This window comes from Pseudanabaena sp. PCC 9330 (assembly GCF_055795045.1).
Window position 1 is genome coordinate 287,358 of the sequence record NZ_JAYFES010000115.1, and the last position, 20,725, is coordinate 308,082.

The following is a 20,725-nucleotide window of genomic DNA, read 5'->3' on the forward strand; positions in this document are numbered from 1 at the left end:
CCATCCCCTGGGCACCCTAAACCCCAGAATCAGGGGCCATCTCAGGGGAAATACAACATGCTGGCAAGGGTCTGGAGCGCAGCGTTGGTGGGCATCGACGCCCTCAAGGTAGGCGTTGAAGTCGATATTTCTGGCGGACTGCCCGGCGTGGTGGTGGTTGGCCTACCCGACACCGCCGTACAAGAGTCGCGTGAGCGGGTTAAGGCAGCGCTCAAAAATGCTGGCTTCCCCTTCCCCATGCGCAAGGTGGTGGTCAACCTCACCCCCGCCGACCTGCGCAAAGAAGGCCCGATTTTTGATCTGCCCATCAGCGTCGGCATTCTTGCCGCGTCAGAACAGGTGAATACCGACGCCCTCAACGATCTGCTGTTTCTCGGCGAAGTTTCATTAGACGGCAGTCTGCGACCAGTGGCCGGGGTGCTGCCGATCGCCGCCGCCGCGCAAAAACTGGGTATTCGCGGCCTGGTGGTGCCCACAGACAACGGGCGCGAGGCCGCCGTAGTGCCGGGGCTAACGGTCTACAGCTTTAGCCACCTATCGGAGGTGGCCGATTTTCTTAATAATCCCTCCGGTCACAACCCAGTGGCCGTCGATACCACCCTGGCGATGAATGCTGCCCCCAACGCGCTAGATCTGCGGGATGTGAAAGGTCAGGCCCAGGCCCGGCGGGCGCTAGAGATCGCCGCTGCGGGCGGCCATAATTTGATATTTGTGGGGCCGCCTGGAAGCGGCAAAACCATGCTGGCCCGCCGGTTGCCCTCCATTCTGCCGCCGCTACAGTTTGAAGAAGCGCTGGATGTGACGCAGATTCACTCTGTCGCGGGATTGCTGAAGGAGAAAGGCACCCTGGTGAATACCCGCCCCTTTCGCAGCCCCCACCACTCGGCCTCTGGCCCTTCCCTGGTGGGCGGCGGCAGCTACCCCAAGCCGGGGGAAATCTCCCTGGCCCATCGGGGGATCCTTTTTCTCGACGAATTAACCGAATTTAAGCGCGACGTGCTGGAGTACCTGCGCCAGCCCTTGGAAGACGGCTACGTCACCATTACTCGCACCCGCCAGTCCGTCGTCTTCCCTGCCCAGTTCACCCTGATTGCCAGCACCAACCCCTGCCCCTGCGGGTTCTATGGTGACTCGGTACAGCCCTGCACCTGTAGCCCCCGCAGCCGCGAAACCTACTGGTCGCGACTCTCTGGCCCGCTGATGGATCGGATTGATTTGCAGGTGGTGGTCAGCCGCATTAAGCCCGAAGAGATGACCCAGCACCAGCCGGGGGAAGCTTCAGAACCGGTGCGCGATCGCGTTCAAGCTGCCCGCCAGCGCGCCCACGATCGCTTCAAAGCTGAACCGGGTTTGCAGTGCAACGCCGACATGCAGAGCCGCCACCTCAAGCACTGGTGCCCGCTAGATGACACCAGTAAAACGCTGCTAGAAGGGGCGGTACGCAAGCTGGGGCTGTCAGCCCGCGCCATGGATCGCATTCTCAAAGTCGGTCGCACGATCGCCGATCTAGATGGCGCTGAGCACCTGCAAACCCACCACATCGCCGAAGCGATCCAGTACCGCACCATTGATCGGATGCAATGATGATGAGGGCTACAGGTCGGGTTCGATGCCTGCCGCCAGGAGTTGCGCTGCCAGGCGATCAGCCCGATCTCGCTCCTGCTGTGTACGTTCGCGCTCTTGTTTTAGCTGCTGCCCCAGCTCTGTGTAAGTTAAGAACAGCCCACCATCGGGGCGATAGATTTTAAGCCCTGAGTCTGCCATTTGGAAGCGAATTTGCAGCCGGGGGCTGACCCAACCGTCCATAGTGTCAATCACCTCTAGCCCCCCTTCACCGCGCTGAAGTCCGGTCAGCTCTGGCTTGTCAGGATTGTAGATATAGTATTCTTCGACGCCGTGGCGATCATAAAAGCTCAGCTTGCGCAGCATTTCGCCAAAGCGATTGCCCGACGACAAAATTTCAAACACCACTTGGGGGGCGATGCCACCCTCTTCCCACTGGCGGTAGGAGCCTCGGTCACCCTTGGGCCGCCCTATCACCACCATGGCATCGGGAGCCTGGCGGATGGCATTATCGCCTTCGATCGGATACCACAGCAAGTCGCCTGCGACGAAAACCTGGGGATCATTCGCAAACAGCAGCTCCAGGTTTTCTTTGATCACCACAATCCAGCGGAATTGCTTGGTGTTGTCGGCTATGGGCTGCCCATCGCTGTCGGGGTAATCAATTTGGGCTGAGGCGTCGGGCTGTAGCTGCTGAACCATGGGGGCAATGCCTGTCAGACCTACGTCTATAGTTTAGTCTGCCTGAATGCACCGATGGCCCTTACCCCTCGCCCACCTGGGCCGCGGGGCGAATGCTGCGGTAGCGGTCTTGGCGAATCCAATCGAGCACCGACTGAATTTCGATCGACTTTTCGCCCAGGGTGTTGAGCAGGTGAGAGCCTAGCTCCAGGGCAGCCTCAAACTCGGGCTGCACTACTTCCCGCGCACCGAGCTGGGTAAGAATGTCAATTTCATCGTTGTTGTGCGATCGCGCAATGATATCCAGCTCCGGCGCTCTGAGTAATGCCCGCTGTAGCACCAGGCGGGTGGTGGCGGGGTCGGGTAGGGTAATAGCCAGAGCCTTAGCGGTTTCCAGGTAGGTTTTTTCGAGCACCAGCTCGCTATCGGCATCACCGTAGACGTAGGGAATCTGCACCAGGGGCGCGTGGCGGTTGCGCAAGCGCTGAATGGCGGTTTCGCTGTTTTCGATGACCAGCACCGGGTAGCCCCGGCTGAGCAGCACATTGACCAGCACCTCGCCCACCCGGCCATACCCGGCCACAATCACGTGGTCATGCAGGTCGCCGGGTACCGACAGCAGCGTGGGTTCTTCCGCCTGGTCGAGAAAATCTTTGACCACCGGCAGGGTGTGGAGCCAGTCCGACACCCGAGGGGCGAGGTTCATCCACAGGGGGGTGAGCATCAGCGAAATGGCGATGGTGCCCAGCAGCAGCGAGTAGCGCTCCTCGGTGATCAGCCCCAGCTCCAGCCCCATCAGCGCCAACACAAAGGAAAATTCGCCGATTTGGTTGAGGCCAAAGCTGGTTTTGAGGGCCGTTTTGAGGGAGTAGCCAAAGCCCATCACAATGGGCAAAATCACCAGCGCCTTGCCCACCATGATCAGCGCCACCAGTTCCAAAATTTTGCCCAGGTTGTTGACGATCAGGTGGGGGTCGATCAGCATGCCGATGGAGGCAAAAAACAGGCAGGCAAAGGTATCCCGCAGGGGCAAAATTTTGCCCAGGGCCTGGTCGGCGTAGTCAATTTCGGAGATCATCAGCCCAGCCACGAAGGCCCCCATGGCGATGGAGAGGCCCAGTTTGGAGGTGATCCAGGCGATGCCCAGGCAGAGGGCAACCACGGTGAGCAAAAACAGCTCGCTGCTCTCGGTGGCGGCAATGTGCTGAATCAGCGGCGGCACTACCCAGCGCCCCAGGGCGATCGCCCCGGCCAAAAATAGCCCAAACTTCAATGCTGCGATCGCCAGGGCTGGCCCCAGGGCATCGGGCTGGTTGAGCACTGGCAGCACCGCCAGCATTAGCCCCAGGGCAATGTCCTGGGCGATCAGCAGGCCCAGCATCACCTGGCCGTGGACGGTGGCGGTTTCGCCGCGATCGGTGAGGGTTTTGAGCACCACCGCCGTGGAGGACAGCGACAGCACCAGCCCCAGAAAAATGCCCTGCAGGGGAGAGTTGGCTGTGCCCGACAGCAGCGACACCGAACACACCAGCAGCGTGGTCAGCCCCATCTGTAGAAAACTGCCCTTGAGGGCGATATCCTTCACTCGCTTCAGCTCGCCCAGCGAAAACTCAACCCCTAGGGCAAACAGCAAAAAGGCAATACCCACCTCCGCCAATGCCTGAATTTGCTCCACATCGGTCTGTAGACCCAGCCCAAAAGGGCCAATCACCAGCCCGGTAATCAGGTAGCCCAGCAGCGCTGGCTGCTTCAGGCGATGGGCAATGTAGCCGCCCAAGGCAGAGCACCCGAGGGCCAGGGTGAGATCTAGAACAAAGTTGGGTTCAGCGGTCATACCAGGAGGCAATAGGGCTAAGACGGCCTACAAAGCCCTCCCGCACCAGATGACACAGGAGGGCTTTGTAGGAGGGCAGACGTAAAGTAGAGATAGAGATGCAGAACTGCCACGGTATCCGATGACCTCTTGGCCACCGATGCCGTTGGGCAATGTCTCTCTATTGTCACTAAAAAAGTTGAGCAGCGCTATCGATTGGCCGAGTTTGCTGGGTCTAGGGCGTCCGAGTTTTTTCCCAGGAGTGCGGTCATGTTGTTGAACAGGCGCGGCAGCTCGATGGGTTGGGTGTCGTACTCGTCGCAGCCAATGGCCAGAGCTTTTTCGCGTCAGATTGTTTAGGCTGCCAAATATCCTGCGGCTACAGATTCCTCAATCACCTCCAACACAAAGGGCCAGAGCTCTGGAGCGCCGGTTTCTACCGGAGCCATGCGCTGCATCACCTGGGCGCGGCTGATGTGGTGCTGCGTCCAGGTGCCGCCGCCGGTCTGCCAATTGTGCAGCAGGGGTTGAATGCGATCGAGCGAGGCGGCAAAGCGGGCGGTGGGGGTGGCTTGGGCCTCAAACTCGTCCCACAGCTGGCGCAGATCTTGGGCGATCGCCTCGGGTAGCAGGCCAAAGATGCGATCGGCAGCCTGCTGCTCTCGCTCCGCCTTGTCGTCATGCCCGGCAGTGTCGTAGCAAAAGGTATCCCCCGCGTCGATTTCTACCAAATCGTGGATCAGCACCTGGTGAAGGGCTCGCTGGAGATCGACGCCCTCGGGAGCATACTCGGCCAGAGTCAGCACCATCATCGCCAGGTGCCAGGAGTGCTCGGCGCTGTTTTCGCGGCGGCTAGCATCCATTAGCTGGGTTTGGCGCAAGACCTGTTTGAGCCGGTCGATTTCAACCACGAAGGCAATTTGTTGCTGGAGCCGTTGGTTTGTCATGGAAGGCAAGTGCTATGATGTAAATGACTCGGACCCATGCGGTCGCAACGCCCAAATCATGTCAGAACCGGAAGGTAGCAGCATTACGGGATGCTTGTGACAGGCGTGGACTCCGGGTCTTTTAGCTTTTATGGGGCCGTAGCTGTAACGCTACAGCGGCTGCGACCCCAAGGTAACGCCCTAGAGTAACGTAAAATTTCTCCTCATCCCCAATCTGCGCAGTTTTGTTTAGGCTAGAAGAATTGGGGTTTGGTTTTCCACCTAAGAGGGTGTGATATTGCCCCTGGTGGTGGGCTAGCATTTTTATCTAGGCTGGCACTGTACATGAGTGACGGGAGGCTGCCGACCATGGCTAGTTTTGGAGATTTGGTGAAAAAAGCGTTTTACCTGGGCGTGGGGGTAGCCTCCTATGCTGGAGAAAAGGCGGGCGACACCCTCAATGACCTGCGCGAGCAAACCCAGGGCGTTGTCAACGAGTTGGTGGCTCGGGGTGAGATAACGGCTGAAGAAGCCCAGCGGCTGGTCAACGAGATGGTCAACCGGGCTCAAACCACGGTTAATGAGACCGTAGAAACTTTTCCCGAGCCTCGTCCCATCGAAATTTTAGACGATGAAGAACCTGCCGCCGCCGACTCTACCGCTGCCCTGCGAGAGCAGGTAGCCGCCCTGCGGCAAGAATTGGAAACCCTAAAGCAAAAGTCGAGTAACTAGCCCTATGGATGACTGGTCAAAGCAATGGTTTGATACGTTTGGCAATGCCGTGCAGGGGTTGACTCAGCAGCTATCAGACGACACAGAGCGGTGGCTCGACGAGCTATCTGAGCAGTTAGCCAGCGCTTCTGATGCGATGGTGCAGACAACTGATCAATGGGCAGAGCAGGTGCAGGATACGATCGACCCGGAGATCGATCGCATCGTCAATGAGATCAATTACGCAGTGACCCCTTTTCGGGTATCGCTCAACAGCCAGCTCGATGGAGTTGTCGAACAGCTCAATGAGGTGCTGGGGCCGCTGGTGGCTGGGCTGTCAGGTATTGATCAATGGTTTGAGGAGGTCTCCGGCCCGATCAACAGCACTGTAGAGCCGCTGCTGCAAAACTATCCAGCCTGTGTTGGCTGTCGCAATTTTTGTGGCCAGTCTTTTGGGGGCAACACGCTGGTGTGCGCGATGCATCCCTATGGCCCCGAGGAAGAGCGTCACTGCCCCGACTGGGAGTCGATCTGGCCCAGCTCCCCAGAACAGTAAGGCGGTCTCAATCAGGTTTAGTTAGAGTCTTACCACGACCCCAACAGGCGGCGCACCGCACCGCCTACAGCTCGTTTCATCTGCTGCTTGCGCCGCCAGCGCTGAAATTCTTTGCGGTAGCTATACTCATTGGGGCGGTAGATGCGCCATGCATCCCAGCTGAGCTTGAGGCTCCAGGGGGCAACGCCAAGGTAAAGCAAAAACTTTACCAGCCCGCCCCAAAAGCCGACCCCGCCGGTCAGTACCAAGAACAGCAGCAAGAAACCGCCAAATATGGCGAACTGAGATAGCCCGTGGTGAAACCGCTGCCTGCGCTGGCTATCGAACAGTCTTTGGTCGGCAAGTTCGTACTTTTTTACGTCCCATTCGCGCTCGGCTGCGGCGATGGTATCGGCAGAGATGCCCAGTTCATCGGCAATCTCTAGTAGCTGGGCGCGGGAAAGCTCACCTGAATCGGTTTGACGGGCGATCGCAAGGCTCAAAATCTGCTGAGCGTCTTCGGCGGGATATAAAAATTCGCCGTCGCTGGAGTACAGATCGGTTAGTAAATCGGCCATTGCTATTCTCTGTCGCTAAAACCTGGGAAGCAAAGCCCCTTTCTTGGTTATAGACAAAATTTGCTGAATTGCGGGGGCGGTTAGGGTACGGAAAACCTATCGTCACCGCCTCTAGCGCCAAAATGGTGAGAGCTAGCGCCGTTCGGGAATGCTAATCGATGGATATGCATCTTAACCATCGGAGTGTGCACTATGACTCAACTGGTACCGATCCGCCTGGAGGATGGCACCGAGATCTATATGGAGGCCACCGACGATGTGGTTGCCCCAGACTCGGCCCCGGCTGACGCCTACGGTGAAACCACCCGCACCGCTAAGGGGTTGGGGATGCCTAACCCGACGGCCCAAATCCACACGGCCCAGAGTTTTAAGGCCATTGAGGGCACCATTCGTGCTTATACCGGCTACACCATGAATGCCTTCAAAGATATGGCCACAGCCAACGTTGAAAAAGTCACCCTAGAGTTTGGCCTGAAGGTCGGCGGAGAGGCAGGCGTTCCTTATGTTACTAAAGGCACCGCTGAGAGCAACCTAAAAATTACGGTGGAATGCTCGTTTAACTGACCGCGTTGCGGCCAGTGGTCAATCATCGTCACAACGGCCCTACCGGATTTCTAACGGGAGATATCGCCTGACCTAGGCAACCCCAGCAGAAGTCCGGTTTTTTATGGGCCGGTTTTGAGGATGCAGGGGCGTATCTACAGGCCCGTGGGGAGTCTAGAATGACGCTCGCCATGGCGCGATCGCCCAAGGGTTTCCACGCTTAAGCTGAGGGTCTGGGCCTAACTTGGGGGGCGTCAGTATATTTGTTGTGCCAATTCTGACCAGATGTATAATAATTTGGTGAAAACCTTGAAAAATAGAGGGTTTATCCGCCATCGTTTTTACTATTTGTCAGATGCGATCGCGGGTTGACTGCCAGGTTCAGCACCATTTGCAACCTTGGGCTTTTTTCCTTAGGTTTATGGCAGACAGATTTGGCTACCTTTGATGCCTTTAGCTGTCTTTGACGCTAGCCATCGATCGCGATCTAGCTGACTCACCCTCTACAGTTCCTGAAACTCCTGACTCACCACACCCACCACGCCAAGGTAATGAGATTTTGCATCGGGGATTGATGAAGGAAAGGTCGATCTTGATTACCAGCTGCGCTGCCGGTGGGGCGTTAGTGCTGCTGATGCTGATGGTGCGATCGGGCACGGGTAGAACCCCGACCTTGCCGCCTCCACCCCCTAGCACCGAAGTGCTCAACCTGCAGCCAGTGCCAGTGCCGCCGCCGCCCAGTGCTGGTGACATTCAGCAAAGCCGCCTAGAGCACGACCTCACCCGGCAGCAAGATATGGTCAGCAGTCTGCAAGACGAGCTGCGCGCCCAAAAAAATCTGGCTGACGACCTCAAGGCCCAGCTTGAGCGTCAGCAGGCCGAAACTGACCAGGTGCTAGCCCAACTCAACACTTACCAGACAGCCGTAGAAGAGATGACCTCTCAACAGGTGCGCCTGATTGAGTCTATTCCGCGCAACAATGAAACCCAGACCATGATTCTCTGGGGCATCTTGGGGCTATTTTTGATGCTGATGCTGGGCGGGGGCACGGCCTTTGCCATCATTGCCCTGTGGTTGATGCATATTCAGCGGCGCACGGCCCACCAGCCACCACCCGTGGCTTACCCCATGCGGATGCCGCCCAGCCCCTACTACTATTATGAGCGGCAGCCGCTGCCGCCCCCGGCACAACAGCAGCCCTACGTGCAGTACGATGTACGCCCCTACCAGGAGTGAAGGACCCCTACCAGGAGTGAAGGAATAGAGGGAGTGATGAGTTAATCGGGAAGAAGGTGTAAGGTTTTAGACAAGCAGCCTCGCCGTCAGCCATTCCAACTCACCGCTCCCAACGTGCCCATTCCAAATCGAAACGTTCTATGACTCTCGCCCAGGTGTGGGGTGCTTTTTTAATTTTTGTGCTGGCTCCGGTTGTGGGCGGGTTGCCCTTGACGGGGTGGTCAACCTGGCTGTTAACAGGGCAGCGACTGAGCCGGGTGGGCACGGGCAATGTGGGGGTGTCGGCGGCGTTTTACCACGGCGGTAAGGTGGCGGGCATTGCGGCGGTGCTGCTGGAAGCAGCCAAGGGGATTGGGGTGGTGCTGCTAGCGCGGTACTACTTCCCGGCAGATTCGGCGTGGGAGATTATGGCTCTGATCGGGCTGGTGATGGGCCGCTACTGGTTTGCTAAGGGGGCGGGCACCACCAATGTGGTGTGGGGTATTGTGGCCTACGATTGGCCCACGGCGGTGCTGACGTTTTTGCTCAGCGGGTTAGGATTTACCATTTTTCGGGAGCGGCGGCAGGGGCGACTGCTGGCACTGGTGCTGCTGCCGCTGATCACGGCCCTGCGCCACCAAGATGGGGCGCTGACCATGGCGATGACCTGTCTCAGCGTGCTGATCGCCTGGATCTATGAAAAACTACCTGACGATCTCGATTTGCCCGACGACGAAGGACGCTTGGAGTCTCGCACCATGTTTCGTTTTTTTCGCGGCGATCGCGCCCTAGTAGCCCTCGACCAACTCCTGGATGCCGCTAAGTATGGCCACAAGGCGGCGACCCTGGGCCAACTTACCGCCTGGGGCTACCCGGTGCCTCGGGGCTATGTGCTGCCCGCTGGCGATGACCCAACAGCACTGTTAGAGATTGCCAGCCCCTCCACAGCTCAGCCCCTCGCTGTGCGATCGTCTGCCCAGGATGAGGATACTGCCAGTGCCTCGGCAGCAGGGGTTTACCAGTCATTTTTAAATATCACTGACAAAGAGGGGCTGTCAGAGGCAATCTTACGGGTGTTTTCGTCTTATAACTCCCAGCGGGCGATCGCCTATCGCCAAAGCCAAAATCTGCCCGAGCGAGGGCTGGCGGTGATTGTGCAGCAGCAGGTGCAGGGGCAGTTTTCGGGGGTAGCCTTTAGCCGCGACCCGATTGCTCGCTGTGGCGATGCGGTGGTGATCGAGGCCCTGCCCGGCGGAGCCGAGCAGGTGGTGGGTGGCCAGGTCACCCCCGAGCAATACCGGGTGCTGGTGCAGCCAGAGGACGTGCCACCTCTGGCCGAGATTGCCGAGGCCGACTGGCAGATCTCAGACGCGCTGACGTTAACGGTGGAGGGCAGCGGCCAGGTGCCCGCTCGGCTGCTGCAACAGGTGGCCTACCTGGCCCGCCACCTAGAGAGCCGCTTCCAGGGCATTCCCCAAGACATTGAGTGGAGCTACGACGGCGAGACCCTGTGGCTGTTGCAGAGCCGCCCGATCACCACCCTGCAACCGCTGTGGACGCGCAAGATCGCCGCCGAGGTGATACCCGGCACCATTCGCCCGCTGACCTGGTCGATCAACCGGCCATTGACCTGCGGGGTGTGGGGCGAGATTTTTACGGTGGTGCTGGGCGATCGCGCCACCGGGCTCGACTTTGAAGAGACCGCCACCCTGCACCATGCCCACGCCTACTTTAACGCCACCCTACTGGGGGATATTTTTCGCCGCATGGGTCTGCCCGCTGAGAGTCTGGAGTTTCTTACCCGGGGGGCCAAGTTTAGCAAGCCGCCCCTGGGGTCTACCCTGCGCAACGTTCCGGGTCTGCTGCGGCTGGTAGGTCGAGAACTGAAGCTAGAGCAGGAGTTTAGGCGGGAAAATCGCGATCGCTTTGCCCCCGCCCTACAATCTCTCAACGCCACCCCGAGGGAATCTCTAACGTCCCCAGACCTGCTCAACCGCATCGACCAAATACTCGACCTGCTCAGCCGCGTCACCTACTTCAACATTCTCGGCCCCCTCAGTTTTGCCCTGCGCCGTGCCTTGCTCCAGGTGCCCGAAGAAAGCCTAAACCCCATGCAAAATGAGGAAATTGCGGCCCTGGATGAGCTGCGGGCGATCGCCCAAGACATTCGCCAGGTGCTCTCAACCGCCGAGATCGATCGCATCACCGACGGGCCAGCGCTAATGACCGCCCTAGCCGAGAGCACCGACGGCGAATCACTACTCTCGGCGATGAGTCGCTTTCTCGACAGCTATGGCTACCTCAGCCCCGTGGGCACCGACATTGCCGTCGCCACCTGGCGAGAAAACCCGGCCCCGGTGCGCGAGCTGCTGGCCCAGTTTGTGCGCCAACCGCCACCACCCAAGACCGCTACCGCAACGCCAGCGGGCAAAGCCGCCCTGGTGCAGCACCGCCTCGACCTCAAGGGCCAGATCAACACCCTCTACAACCAGCTGCTGGCCGAGCTGCGCTACAGCATTTTGGCCCTGGCCACCCAGTGGCACGAGCAGCACCACCTCTCGGAGCGCGACGACATTTTCTTGCTCACCCTGGAGGAAATTCGAGCTTTGGTGAGTCAAACATCGGCGGACTGGACAGCGGTGCGGGGGCTGATTAGCCGTCGCCAGACCCAGTACGACCAAGATAAACACATGGCCGCTGTGCCCTACCTGGTGTTTGGCAACGAGCCACCCAGCCGCGATCGCGCGATCGCCCCCACCGCTACCGTGCAGCAAACGCTCAAGGGCATTGGCGCTAGCGCTGGCATTGTGGCTGGGCCAGTGCGGGTGATGACCCACCTCGAAGCTCTCCCCCCCAGCGAGGATGACTTTATTCTCGTCGTGCCCTACACCGATGCGGGCTGGGCACCGGTCTTGGCCCGCGCCCAGGGGCTGATTGCCGAGGTCGGGGGCCGTCTCTCCCACGGGGCGATCGTGGCGCGGGAGTACGGCATTCCAGCCGTGATGGATGTGACCAACGCCACCCAGCGGCTGCACAATGGCCAGTGGGTACGGGTGAATGGTGAGACTGGAATTGTGGAGGTGATCGCCCCTCCTACCAGCGCGGCTGTGGGCTATGAACTGCCCCCTGGCGATTTTGCCGCTGAAATCGAATGAAGTAGTGGCGCACAGTTGTGCACCACTACAGGGTGATCAGTTTTAATCGGGGTGTGGGCCGGATATGGCGTTAGAACCCCCTGGCAGAGCTTTCTGCCTGGACTGCCCTCAGGTCGTAGCGGTCGAGGTTCATCACCTTATCCCACGCCGCCACAAAATCATGGATGAACTTGGGCTGCGAGTCGGCAGCGCCGTAAACCTCTGCCAGGGCCCGGAGCTGTGAATTAGAGCCAAAGATCAGATCGACTCGGGTAGCAGTCCATTTTTTGGCACCGGTTTTGCGATCGCTGCCTTCAAATTCAATCTCCTCCTTAGAGGTTGCCTTCCAGGTGGTGCCCAGGTCGAGCAGGTTGACGAAGAAGTCGTTGGTCAGGGTCTCGGGGCGATCGGTGAAGACGCCGTGCTTAGACCCGCCAAAGTTTGCCCCGAGGACGCGCAGGCCGCCCACCAGCGCCGTCATCTGCGGGGCCGACAGCGACAGCAGCTGCGCCCGATCCACTAGCAGCTCCTCCAGCGATTCGCTGTGCTTGCCGCTGGTATAGTTGCGGAACCCGTCGGCGATCGGCTCCAGGGGCTCAAAGGACTCCACATCGGTTTTCTCCTGGGTGGCATCCATGCGGCCTGGCGTGAAGGGCACCATCACCTCGTGGCCGGCGTTCTTCGCCGCTTGCTCAACCCCCACACAGCCGCCTAGAACGATCAGGTCGGCGATCGAAACCCGTTTACCGCCCGACTGCGAGCTGTTGAACGCCTGCTGGATGCTCTCCAGAGTTTGCAGCACCGTAGCCAACTGCTGGGGCTGGTTGACTTCCCAATCTTTTTGGGGCGCAAGGCGAAGGCGTCCCCCATTCGCGCCGCCGCGCATGTCGGAGCAGCGGAAGGTGGAGGCCGAGGCCCAGGCCGTTGTGACCAGTTGCGAGACCGACAGCCCCGATTCAAGAATCTTGGCTTTGAGGCCAGCGATATCCTGCTCATCGATCAGGTCGTGATCGAGGGCAGGGATAGGATCTTGCCACAGGAACTCTTCTTGGGGCACCTCGGGGCCCAGGTAGCGCGATCGCGGCCCCATGTCGCGATGGGTGAGCTTAAACCACGCCTTGGCAAACTGCTCGGCAAACTCATCGGGGTGATCGCGGTAGCGTTGGGCGATCGGGTTGTAGATCGGATCCATCTTCATCGACATATCCGCCGTGGTCATCATCGGGGCGTGTCGCTTCGACGGATCGTGGGCATCGGGCACGGTGCCCGCCCCTGAGTCGCCCTTGGGCTTCCACTGCCACGCGCCAGCGGGGCTCTTGGTCAGCTCCCAGTCGTACTTAAACAGGGTTTCAAGATAGCTGTTGTCCCACTGGGTGGGGGTAGGCGTCCAGGCCCCCTCAATGCCGCTGGTGATCGCATCGACCCCGACGCCTGTGTTGAAGTTGCTCTTCCAGCCCAGCCCCTGATCAACAATGGTGGCCCCCCCCGGCGACTCCCCGAGGTGGGTATCCTCGGCCGCACCGTGACATTTGCCAAAGGTGTGTCCTCCGGCAGTGAGGGCGACGGTCTCCTCGTCGTTCATCGCCATCCGCTTAAAGGTCTCGCGAATGTCGCGCCCTGAGCCCAGGGGGTCTGGCTCACCGTCTGGCCCCTGCGGGTTGACATAGATCAGGCCCATCTGCACGGCGGCGAGGGGGTTTAGGAGTACGCGATCGCCCTCGTAGCGCTCATTGCCAAGCCATTCTTTCTCAGCTCCCCAGTAGATATCCACCTCTGGCTCCCAGACATCCACACGCCCGCCAGCAAAGCCCAAAGTCTTAAAGCCCATCGACTCCAGAGCGCAGTTGCCTGCAAAGATCATCAGGTCGGCCCAGGAAATTTTGTTGCCGTATTTTTGCTTGATGGGCCAGAGCAGCATGCGCGCCTTGTCGAGGTTGGCATTGTCGGGCCAGCTGTTCAGCGGCTCAAACCGCTGACTGCCCGAGCCGGCCCCGCCGCGACCGTCGCCAATGCGATAGGTGCCAGCGCTGTGCCACGCCATGCGAATAAACAGCGGCCCATAGTGGCCATAGTCAGCGGGCCACCAGTCCTGCGACGTGGTCATCAGCTCGTAGATGTCTGCCCTCAAAGCCGCTAAATCGAGATTCTTAAAGGCCTCCGCGTAGTTAAAATCCTCACCCATGGGGTTAGCCTTGGCTGAGTGCTGATGGAGCATGTTGAGATTCAACGAACTCGGCCACCAATCGCGATTAGAAGGCCCGACCCGAGATAGCGGCCCGCTCATCACCGGGCATTTGCTGCTGCCGCCATTGGCTAGGGCAGACTGGGGCAGACTAGCAGTTTCAACATTTTCGGCGCTGCTAGACGTCAGAACAGAGGATAGAGCCCGCCAGATATCCATTAGCTTGCTGCTCATAGGAAACGGGCATTTCATTTGGCTACTCGTCATAATTTCTTTCCTGTTGGGGTTTGGGTTCTTCTCTGGGTGACGATTCCTTTTAGGCAGAAAGCATCGTCTGCCACATTTGCATTTGCACAGTGGTCTGCATGGGCGGCTTGGCCTCTGGATTAACGTAGTGCAACATAGTCTTAGCGTCAGAAACGACGGGCATGGCTTCAAAGCCCTCTGGTTCTACAAACATTTTTTCAATCACGCCGTCTTTAACCAGCATGGAATAGCGCCTTGAGCGATACCCCATGCCTTTGTCAGAAAGGTTTACCAGCATCCCCAGGTTGCGGGTAAAGTCACCCGTCACATCGGGGATCAAACGCACCTGATCAGCCCCTTCATCTTGCGCCCAACTCGCCAGCGAAAACGGGTCGTTGACTGAAATGCAGAGAATTTCATCAATACCGTTGGCTCGAAATATGGGGGCATACTCGTTATAGGCCAATAGCTGAATCGGTGAATGGGGACAGGTAAAGGCTCCTGGCACCGCAAACGCGACCACCGTTTTATGCTCAAAGAGATCGGTCGTTGAGAGGTCGTACCAACCCGCCTTTGAAAACAGCCGAAATGTTATGTGGGGGACACGCTGGCCCCCATAGTGGAACAACATTGGCCCAGCTCCTTACTCGACTTCAGCTAGAGGTAGAAGATTCCAACTAAGTCAAGCCGATGCGAGTGGCCCCGTTAAACCGAGGGGCTAACCCGGCCCGACTCAAGTCATACTTACTACGAGTTTGTTGATGCCGTCAGCCTAATCAATCCAGCCTGCTCCTGTGGGCCAACAATAAAAGTGTTTTGCAACACTTAATATTTCTACAATATGAAATTTGTCTGTCGCTAGAGAAGGAGCTAAAGCCACTTATTTTCGCTAGGCTACTCATTAATAGGCCAGGCTTTGTCAGATTCCCTTTCTTTTCAGCAGTTGCTCGGCGGCGGCTGTGTACTCACAGGGCAAATACAGGTGGGCACATGCGAGTCGACCACGATGATGGTCGATGCTATAGCAATCCTATTTGATTCGTGAAATAGACACTCTTTCCAGGTATGGCTTTCGGCCCTCTTTTCTGTCCAAGAATCATGTCGGATTGCTATATTAAGTTCAAGCTTGAAAGCCGTTAAAGTAAGCAACTGTAATTTCTAGCTACTTGTTATCAGCCATCTCTACGAAACCTCCTTAAACAAATCAAGTTGAATTTCTGTGGTTTGCTGTTTCATCTTTTTGATCCGTTTCACTATCGCTAGTCCCTGTAAGTGTATGCTTATTTGCTTAATGGCAGGACGCGGAACATAGTCAGGCGAAAGGCAAATTTCACAGGCTTGATTAACTGCACTCAATGGATCAACTCCCCGTTTAATAAAGTTAGCAGCCGCAATATTGATCAATGAGTACCAATTGAGAGAACCTGTATCGAAGCGATCTCGGATCAGTTCTCTGTCTCCAATTTCAAGTAAATGCCTGATTTCCTTGGACGTTAAACCTTGGAGTTTAAGGTTTATCTGGTCATGCACCTGAGCGCACAATTGACGAGGATTAACTTTATTTTCAACAGCCCAATCTCTCGTTGCATACATAAGCTCGGGTCTGCAAACATCCTTTAGGAACAGTCTCTTTGAGCGCCTATTCAAGTAATCGCAAATTTTTAGCTCACAGTTAATCTCATCGTCTTTTTTCCACTTGCTCTTAGCCATAATTTCCTCTCGAAAAATGAACAACTTTTCAACTTGTTGTTTCTAGAGAGACTTTTGAAGCTATAAAACTTTGCAGCATAAAGTTGGTACAGCTATGATATGCTGTCCTACATGCCTTGGGGGTTTACAGGCCTCTAAAGCTCTACTAGGTTGGCAGCGCTACAGACTTAGGTTGATCGCCTTGAACTGTCTGAGCGTGCCTGATACCGAATTCATTGGGGCAATGTTGCAAGAAGGTGGAAGCTCTTGTTCATTGCCCTTTTGTTCGTTGATTTTCCTCCTTGACGCAAAACTAACCGAACTCTTCTCGCAAAGAATTGGTACTGAGCCATTCTTTGCCGTCTACCCCCGGATCTGCACTGGCATAACCAGGTAGGTAATCTTGGTTTCACCCAGCGGCACAAACACGGCTGGGCTGGTGGCCGCATTGCACTGCATTTGTACCTCGGTGGTGTCAAACGCCTTCAGTCCATCCAGCAGGTAGCGCACGTTAAAGGCTATATCTAGCTCGTCCCCCGTGACCTGGGCGGGCAGTTCTTCGCGACCGCTACCCACTTCCTGGGCTTCTACCGAGAGGGCAATGCTCTGGTCGCCGGGGTTGAGAGTGATTTTGATGATGTCGTTTTTTTGGCTGGCCAACACGGCGATGCGCTCTAGACTAGCCATAAGCAGGCGGCGATCGACGGTGACCTGACGGGCAAACTGCTTCGGCAGCAGCTGCCGGTAGTTGGGATATTGCCCTTCGAGCAGGCGGGTGGTGAGGCGCTGGGCACCCAGGTCAAAGAGCACCTGGGTTTCATCGAGGCGCAGGGCTACCGGCTCGTTGGAGGTGTAGCCCTGAATCATGCGCTCTAGCTCCCGCAGAGCCTTGGCGGGCACGGTGACATCCATCGCTGGGGTGTCGGTGGTCGAGTTATCGGTGGTGCAAACCACCGACAGGCGGTGGCCATCGGTGGCGGCAAACTCAAGGGAGTCGGTTTCAGAGAGCAGGTGCACGCCGGTAAGCACCTGCTTGGTTTCGTCACCGCTGGTGGCAAAAAGCGAGCCGCGCAGCCCGTGGAGCAGGGCATCGGCAGAGAGCGATATGGCCTCACCATCTTCTACGGTCGGTAGTGAGGGGTAGTCTTCGGCGCTGAGGCCCCTTACCTCGTAGCGACCTGAGGACGAGGTAAGGGTAACGGTAGTGCTGTCACCCTCAGATTCTAGGATGATGTCTTCGTTGGCTAGGCGCGAGACAATATCGCCCCAGAGCTTAGAGGGCAGGGTGAGGGTGCCGGGTTCATCGACCTGAGCGCTGAAGCGGGTTTCAATACCGAGCACTTCGTCAAAGCCCACCAGGGTGACCGACTGGCTCTCAATATCAGCCTTGACCAAAATGTTGGCCAGCACAGGTCTACTGGGCCGAGATGAGACGGCGCGGCTGACCGACGACAGTTGGGAACTCAGCTCGTTCTGGGGGCAAGTAAACTTCATGGCAGAGAGAAAAAGAAACGCAACTGGAGCAGAAGGCTATGACCAACGGCTGATCGGTGAAGCATAGCTAATTCCGTACTAGCAGTATCTCACCTTTGCCATAGATTCCTGGTTAAAGTGCCCTTGAGTGCCAGATCTAAAGAGGCTGGATCCTTTGTGGAGAGAGCTTTGTAGCGTTTTGAAAGAAGCTACTTTTCGATTGGGCGTTTATCGTATCACCCTATCTTTGGTTTACCAATGCTGGCCCTGTTAAGTCAGGTTTGCTTTCCGGAAGAAGAAAAATTTAAAAGGTAGTCGTAGTAGAAGAGCCTGTGAAAACTGGGGAGAACCGCTGAAGCATTTGCCCAGTATGGTCTGCTTTGCTAACGGAGATGGGGAAAAGGTAAGGAAAACTCTTTCCACTTTCCACACCCATGGAAGTGGGTGAGACAATCTCTACCCAAAGCGAGAGGTTATCCCCTTTAAAGGGAAGGCTTTTCCCCGGCTTTTGCTCTGTTTTCCCCAGAAATATTTGAGAGAAACGTTACAAAACGTTATGTTAGGCTCTGGTTCTCAGCTGGCCAGGATCCGAAAAAGCTTATGGAACTTGGGCTGTGGGCTTTTTGCCTGCCGGGGGATGAGCTGTCTTGCCCTGAGCATTTTCCAGTCTGATGGGAACTAATGGGGAGAAAATACCTCATTGCCGGATCCATTCTACACCGTTTTATGGGTCACATTACCCATCCACTTCATCAGTCGCCACGCCCATGTCTCTTTCTGTAGCCCCTGACTTTTAAAGCAAGGAACCCTGCACGTTTGAGCAGGGTTCCTTGTCTTAGGTAATGTCCTCACACCTAGTCTTAGCGTCAGGCGATGCCTGCGATCGCCGGTTCGACGACTGGGGTAAGCGCCTTGGTCTTGATCACCAGTACAGAACAGGGAGCTTTGTGCATGACCTCGTTGCTGATGCTACCCAGCACCAGCTCGGCCAGCCCTTTGCGGCCCCGGTTGCCGATCAAAATCAGGTCGGCGTCCCAGTCTTGGGCGGCTTTGCAGATGACAGCAGCAGGATCGCCCACTAGCTGACGAAATTCGGTGGTGACGCCAGCGGTATTGGCGATCGCCGTGTAGTGCCGTAGGCGATCGCTGCTCTCGGTTTCGTAACGCACCCACTCCTGCCGCCAGGCCTCAAGGTTAAGCTCGGTGCCCGGTGCCCAGTAGATACTGTTGAGCTTGGGCGACATCGGTAGAGGGCTATCGTCGTCTTGGTTAGACAGGCTGTGTACGAGTAGAAGCGCCCCTTCGGTGGCCTGGGCCATGTCTAGGGCTTCGGCAAATAGGGCATCGCTACTGGGGCTGTTGTCTAGGGCGACGAGAAGTTTTTGGTACATGGGCGTCCTCCCGGTAACTGTAGCTGATGAATCTAGTGGGTGGTCTAGTGGTGCTGAGGCCGATGGTGATCTAGGCGGGGTGTCAGCCAGCAGAGGAAGAGCACCAGCACCAGGGCACCGAGTTCGGTCGTGAGATAGAGCGAGTCGTGATAGGTAAAAATGAGGGATAGCATGGCGTGATCCTCCCCGTGCCGGGCACGTCTAGGGGGCTTTGGTTCGTTGCACCTAGGTCGTAACGTCACTAGGGTGCAACCGTTTTCCTTACTTCTATTGTCTTGCGGAGTTTTGGCGGCGGCGGGGTAATGCAATGAAGTGTGATGTGCGATCGCATTTCATAACCTTTCACCGCAGGAAATTGTGGGGGGCCGGGAGTAAGAGGTAAGGGGGTGGAGGGATGGCGTGGGTCATCCCCACCCAACTCGGCCAAACATAAGCGAAACCCTGTGACCCACGGTTCAAGATCGGATGGGGCGTGACGATCGATTATTCTGGCATTGCCGCTTCAAACGCCCGCCCATCTTCCCGGCAGATCTCATAGATCATGTTTCGTCCCGACAGCGCCACGATCGGCAGGCTGCCGCCGGGCTCCGTCCACTGGCTAACCATGTAGAAGTTGTCTAAACCCGGCAGGCGCTTGGGCACGCCTTTGATCATCAGCGGCAGGGTGTCTTTGGTCAGCAGCCAGCCGCAGCTGGCCCCCTGCCAGTTGCCGGTGTAGCGTTCGTAGCTAAGGGGGGTGGCTACATCCATACATTCAATGCTGGCCCCCAGTCCCGGATAAAACTCCTCTAGCCGCTCAATCAAAATTTTCGCCTCCTGGCTTTCTTCGGCGTGGTAGGCGGTGCGCCCGTAGAGCTGTTGCCAATAGCTGTAGGGGCTGGTCAGCATGATCGTCACCACTGACTTGCCCGGCGGAGTCAGGGATGGGTCAAAGCCGTAGTGCTTGACGCCGATTTCGTAGCGGTCTTGGCCTGCGATCGCGATCGGTCTATCGAGCAAATGGGTCACCCAGTGGGGTCGATGCGAAAAATCCATTCCTACCCCCAGCGACACTTGCAGTTGAGAATGCAGCGGCAGATGCCCATCGTAGAGCTTCTCGATGCGGCGGTTGATGTACTCACCCTGCAGCAGGTCAAAAATGGTGCGGCGACCGTCGCAGGCCGAGATCACCCGCTTTGCGCGATACTCTTCGTTGCTGTAGAGGCGCACCCCCACCGCCTGATCATCTTCCACCAGCACCCGCTCGACCTGAGCCGAGTAGACAATCTCGCCCCCCAGATCGAGGTAGCGCTTTTCAATGGCGCGGGCAAAGCTAATGGCCGCCCCCACAGGCGACCCTGCGTTGCCGTTGTCTAGGTAGGCCAGCAGCGACATGCCCACCATCACCGGCACATCGGGCCAGGCAAACATGTGGGGCAGCGCCGATCGCAAAAACGGATGCTTTACCTGCCCCGCGAGGTCGCGCAACGACAGCTGGCTCCACTTGCCCAGCGCCCCCATAAAGGGCAGCACCTGCTTGCCCAGCCGCGCCCAGTCTGCCGCCGTCATCAGCGACTTGGGCTTTTGCTGCAACATCGACAGGTCAAACTCTTTGAACTTGCGCACCCCTTTGCAAAAGGCCTCGATTAGCTTGGCATCGTCGGGGGCGATCGCCAGCAAATGCGCTTGCAACGTATCGGGCTGGCTGTGCACCCGCAGCACCTCCCCCTGGGCACCATGAATCTGCATAAACTCGGTTTGGTTGACAAACTCTAGCCCCTCAAAGGCCCCTAGCTCTTGCCATAGCGAGTAGAACGGCTGCCCCGGTCCGGTACCAAAGATGTAGTGAATGCCGCCGTCAAAGGTGTAGCCTTGCCGTTGCCATGCCGTGCACAGGCCCCCCGGCTGATCGTCGGCCTCAAAAATGATGCTGCGGTAGCCGTTCATCTGGGCGTAACACCCGGCGGCCAGCCCGGAGATGCCAGCGCCAATGATAATGATGTCTGCGGTGGGGGCCATGGGAGATGCGATCGCGCACTGTACTATTCAACGCTAGATGGCCCCG

Annotated in this window: 17 protein-coding genes and 1 other RNA gene; 7 read left to right on the forward strand and 11 right to left on the reverse strand. The window is 57.5% G+C overall.

The annotated features are described in order from the left end of the window. Window positions 1–57: 57 nt before the first annotated feature. Entirely contained in the window at window positions 58–1,584 is a 1,527-nt protein-coding gene (locus AC0QKW_RS18630) for a YifB family Mg chelatase-like AAA ATPase (protein ID WP_473152586.1), read from the forward strand. Window positions 1,585–1,593: 9 nt separating this feature from the next. Here the strand turns inward: AC0QKW_RS18630 and AC0QKW_RS18635 are convergent, their stop codons facing one another. From AC0QKW_RS18635 to AC0QKW_RS18645, 3 genes are all read right to left on the reverse strand, one after another. Beyond that, on the reverse strand, window positions 1,594–2,265 hold the full coding sequence (locus tag AC0QKW_RS18635; protein ID WP_473152587.1) for a Uma2 family endonuclease: 672 nt from the start codon (window positions 2,263–2,265) through the stop codon (window positions 1,594–1,596). Window positions 2,266–2,326: 61 nt separating this feature from the next. Beyond that, entirely contained in the window at window positions 2,327–4,078 is a 1,752-nt protein-coding gene (locus AC0QKW_RS18640) for a cation:proton antiporter (protein ID WP_473152588.1), read from the reverse strand. Between the two features lie 335 nt (window positions 4,079–4,413). Next, window positions 4,414–5,004: an HD domain-containing protein gene (locus tag AC0QKW_RS18645; RefSeq protein WP_473152589.1), complete on the reverse strand. Its 591-nt coding sequence runs from the start codon at window positions 5,002–5,004 to the stop codon at window positions 4,414–4,416. Between the two features lie 25 nt (window positions 5,005–5,029). Here AC0QKW_RS18645 and ffs point away from each other — a divergent pair. The 3 genes from ffs to AC0QKW_RS18660 all read left to right on the forward strand — a co-directional run bounded on the left by ffs (window position 5,030) and on the right by AC0QKW_RS18660 (window position 6,250). After that, an RNA gene (ffs, locus tag AC0QKW_RS18650) (signal recognition particle sRNA small type) lies at window positions 5,030–5,126 on the forward strand. A 226-nt stretch (window positions 5,127–5,352) separates the two neighbouring features. Continuing rightward, window positions 5,353–5,715 carry a phasin family protein gene (locus AC0QKW_RS18655; protein ID WP_473152590.1) on the forward strand — a complete coding sequence of 121 codons (363 nt, stop codon included), beginning with the start codon at window positions 5,353–5,355 and terminating at the stop codon, window positions 5,713–5,715. A gap of 4 nt (window positions 5,716–5,719) precedes the next feature. Beyond that, entirely contained in the window at window positions 5,720–6,250 is a 531-nt protein-coding gene (locus AC0QKW_RS18660; protein WP_473152591.1) for a hypothetical protein, read from the forward strand. Between the two features lie 29 nt (window positions 6,251–6,279). On the opposite strand, the gene AC0QKW_RS18665 is transcribed toward AC0QKW_RS18660, so the two are convergent. Then, a complete protein-coding gene (locus AC0QKW_RS18665; protein ID WP_473152592.1) occupies window positions 6,280–6,807 on the reverse strand; it encodes a 2TM domain-containing protein in 528 nt (175 codons plus the stop codon). Window positions 6,808–6,999: 192 nt separating this feature from the next. Here AC0QKW_RS18665 and AC0QKW_RS18670 point away from each other — a divergent pair, with 192 nt between their 5' ends. The 3 genes from AC0QKW_RS18670 (at window position 7,000) to AC0QKW_RS18680 (ending at window position 11,721) form a co-directional block, all read left to right on the forward strand. Next, complete coding sequence (locus AC0QKW_RS18670; RefSeq protein WP_473152593.1) at window positions 7,000–7,371, forward strand: CU044_2847 family protein; 372 nt, start codon at window positions 7,000–7,002, stop codon at window positions 7,369–7,371. Window positions 7,372–7,942: 571 nt separating this feature from the next. Beyond that, window positions 7,943–8,587 carry a hypothetical protein gene (locus tag AC0QKW_RS18675; protein ID WP_473152594.1) on the forward strand — a complete coding sequence of 215 codons (645 nt, stop codon included), beginning with the start codon at window positions 7,943–7,945 and terminating at the stop codon, window positions 8,585–8,587. Window positions 8,588–8,727: 140 nt separating this feature from the next. Beyond that, on the forward strand, window positions 8,728–11,721 hold the full coding sequence (locus tag AC0QKW_RS18680; protein ID WP_473152595.1) for a glycerol-3-phosphate acyltransferase: 2,994 nt from the start codon (window positions 8,728–8,730) through the stop codon (window positions 11,719–11,721). A gap of 70 nt (window positions 11,722–11,791) precedes the next feature. Here the strand turns inward: AC0QKW_RS18680 and katG are convergent, their stop codons facing one another. The 7 genes from katG to AC0QKW_RS18715 all read right to left on the reverse strand — a co-directional run bounded on the left by katG (window position 11,792) and on the right by AC0QKW_RS18715 (window position 20,679). Continuing rightward, window positions 11,792–14,116: a catalase/peroxidase HPI gene (gene katG, locus AC0QKW_RS18685; protein ID WP_473152596.1), complete on the reverse strand. Its 2,325-nt coding sequence runs from the start codon at window positions 14,114–14,116 to the stop codon at window positions 11,792–11,794. 82 nt (window positions 14,117–14,198) lie between these two features. Continuing rightward, a complete protein-coding gene (locus tag AC0QKW_RS18690; protein WP_473152597.1) occupies window positions 14,199–14,759 on the reverse strand; it encodes a redoxin family protein in 561 nt (186 codons plus the stop codon). Window positions 14,760–15,310: 551 nt separating this feature from the next. Next, the gene (locus AC0QKW_RS18695; protein WP_473152598.1) at window positions 15,311–15,838 is read right to left on the reverse strand and encodes a hypothetical protein; all 528 of its coding nucleotides are present in this window, start codon (window positions 15,836–15,838) and stop codon (window positions 15,311–15,313) included. A 342-nt stretch (window positions 15,839–16,180) separates the two neighbouring features. Then, window positions 16,181–17,311 (reverse strand): DNA polymerase III subunit beta, encoded by a 1,131-nt coding sequence (gene dnaN / locus AC0QKW_RS18700; protein WP_473152599.1) that lies wholly within the window; start codon window positions 17,309–17,311, stop codon window positions 16,181–16,183. A gap of 845 nt (window positions 17,312–18,156) precedes the next feature. Beyond that, window positions 18,157–18,681: a universal stress protein gene (locus tag AC0QKW_RS18705; RefSeq protein ID WP_473152600.1), complete on the reverse strand. Its 525-nt coding sequence runs from the start codon at window positions 18,679–18,681 to the stop codon at window positions 18,157–18,159. Between the two features lie 44 nt (window positions 18,682–18,725). Beyond that, window positions 18,726–18,854 carry a hypothetical protein gene (locus AC0QKW_RS18710; RefSeq protein WP_473152601.1) on the reverse strand — a complete coding sequence of 43 codons (129 nt, stop codon included), beginning with the start codon at window positions 18,852–18,854 and terminating at the stop codon, window positions 18,726–18,728. A gap of 310 nt (window positions 18,855–19,164) precedes the next feature. After that, window positions 19,165–20,679 (reverse strand): phytoene desaturase family protein, encoded by a 1,515-nt coding sequence (locus AC0QKW_RS18715; protein WP_473152602.1) that lies wholly within the window; start codon window positions 20,677–20,679, stop codon window positions 19,165–19,167. Between the last annotated feature and the right edge of the window lie 46 nt (window positions 20,680–20,725).

Coding starts and splice junctions, on each gene's coding strand:
- AC0QKW_RS18680 (WP_473152595.1), top strand. CDS start 8,728: ATGACTCTCGCCCAGGTGTGGGGTGCTTTTTTAATTTTTGTGCTGGCT.
- dnaN (WP_473152599.1), bottom strand. CDS start 17,311: ATGAAGTTTACTTGCCCCCAGAACGAGCTGAGTTCCCAACTGTCGTCG.
- AC0QKW_RS18655 (WP_473152590.1), top strand. CDS start 5,353: ATGGCTAGTTTTGGAGATTTGGTGAAAAAAGCGTTTTACCTGGGCGTG.
- katG (WP_473152596.1), bottom strand. CDS start 14,116: ATGAGCAGCAAGCTAATGGATATCTGGCGGGCTCTATCCTCTGTTCTG.
- AC0QKW_RS18635 (WP_473152587.1), bottom strand. CDS start 2,265: ATGGTTCAGCAGCTACAGCCCGACGCCTCAGCCCAAATTGATTACCCC.
- AC0QKW_RS18670 (WP_473152593.1), top strand. CDS start 7,000: ATGACTCAACTGGTACCGATCCGCCTGGAGGATGGCACCGAGATCTAT.
- AC0QKW_RS18665 (WP_473152592.1), bottom strand. CDS start 6,807: ATGGCCGATTTACTAACCGATCTGTACTCCAGCGACGGCGAATTTTTA.
- AC0QKW_RS18705 (WP_473152600.1), bottom strand. CDS start 18,681: ATGTACCAAAAACTTCTCGTCGCCCTAGACAACAGCCCCAGTAGCGAT.
- AC0QKW_RS18640 (WP_473152588.1), bottom strand. CDS start 4,078: ATGACCGCTGAACCCAACTTTGTTCTAGATCTCACCCTGGCCCTCGGG.
- AC0QKW_RS18695 (WP_473152598.1), bottom strand. CDS start 15,838: ATGGCTAAGAGCAAGTGGAAAAAAGACGATGAGATTAACTGTGAGCTA.
- AC0QKW_RS18715 (WP_473152602.1), bottom strand. CDS start 20,679: ATGGCCCCCACCGCAGACATCATTATCATTGGCGCTGGCATCTCCGGG.
- AC0QKW_RS18710 (WP_473152601.1), bottom strand. CDS start 18,854: ATGCTATCCCTCATTTTTACCTATCACGACTCGCTCTATCTCACGACC.
- AC0QKW_RS18630 (WP_473152586.1), top strand. CDS start 58: ATGCTGGCAAGGGTCTGGAGCGCAGCGTTGGTGGGCATCGACGCCCTC.
- AC0QKW_RS18660 (WP_473152591.1), top strand. CDS start 5,720: ATGGATGACTGGTCAAAGCAATGGTTTGATACGTTTGGCAATGCCGTG.
- AC0QKW_RS18645 (WP_473152589.1), bottom strand. CDS start 5,004: ATGACAAACCAACGGCTCCAGCAACAAATTGCCTTCGTGGTTGAAATC.
- AC0QKW_RS18690 (WP_473152597.1), bottom strand. CDS start 14,759: ATGTTGTTCCACTATGGGGGCCAGCGTGTCCCCCACATAACATTTCGG.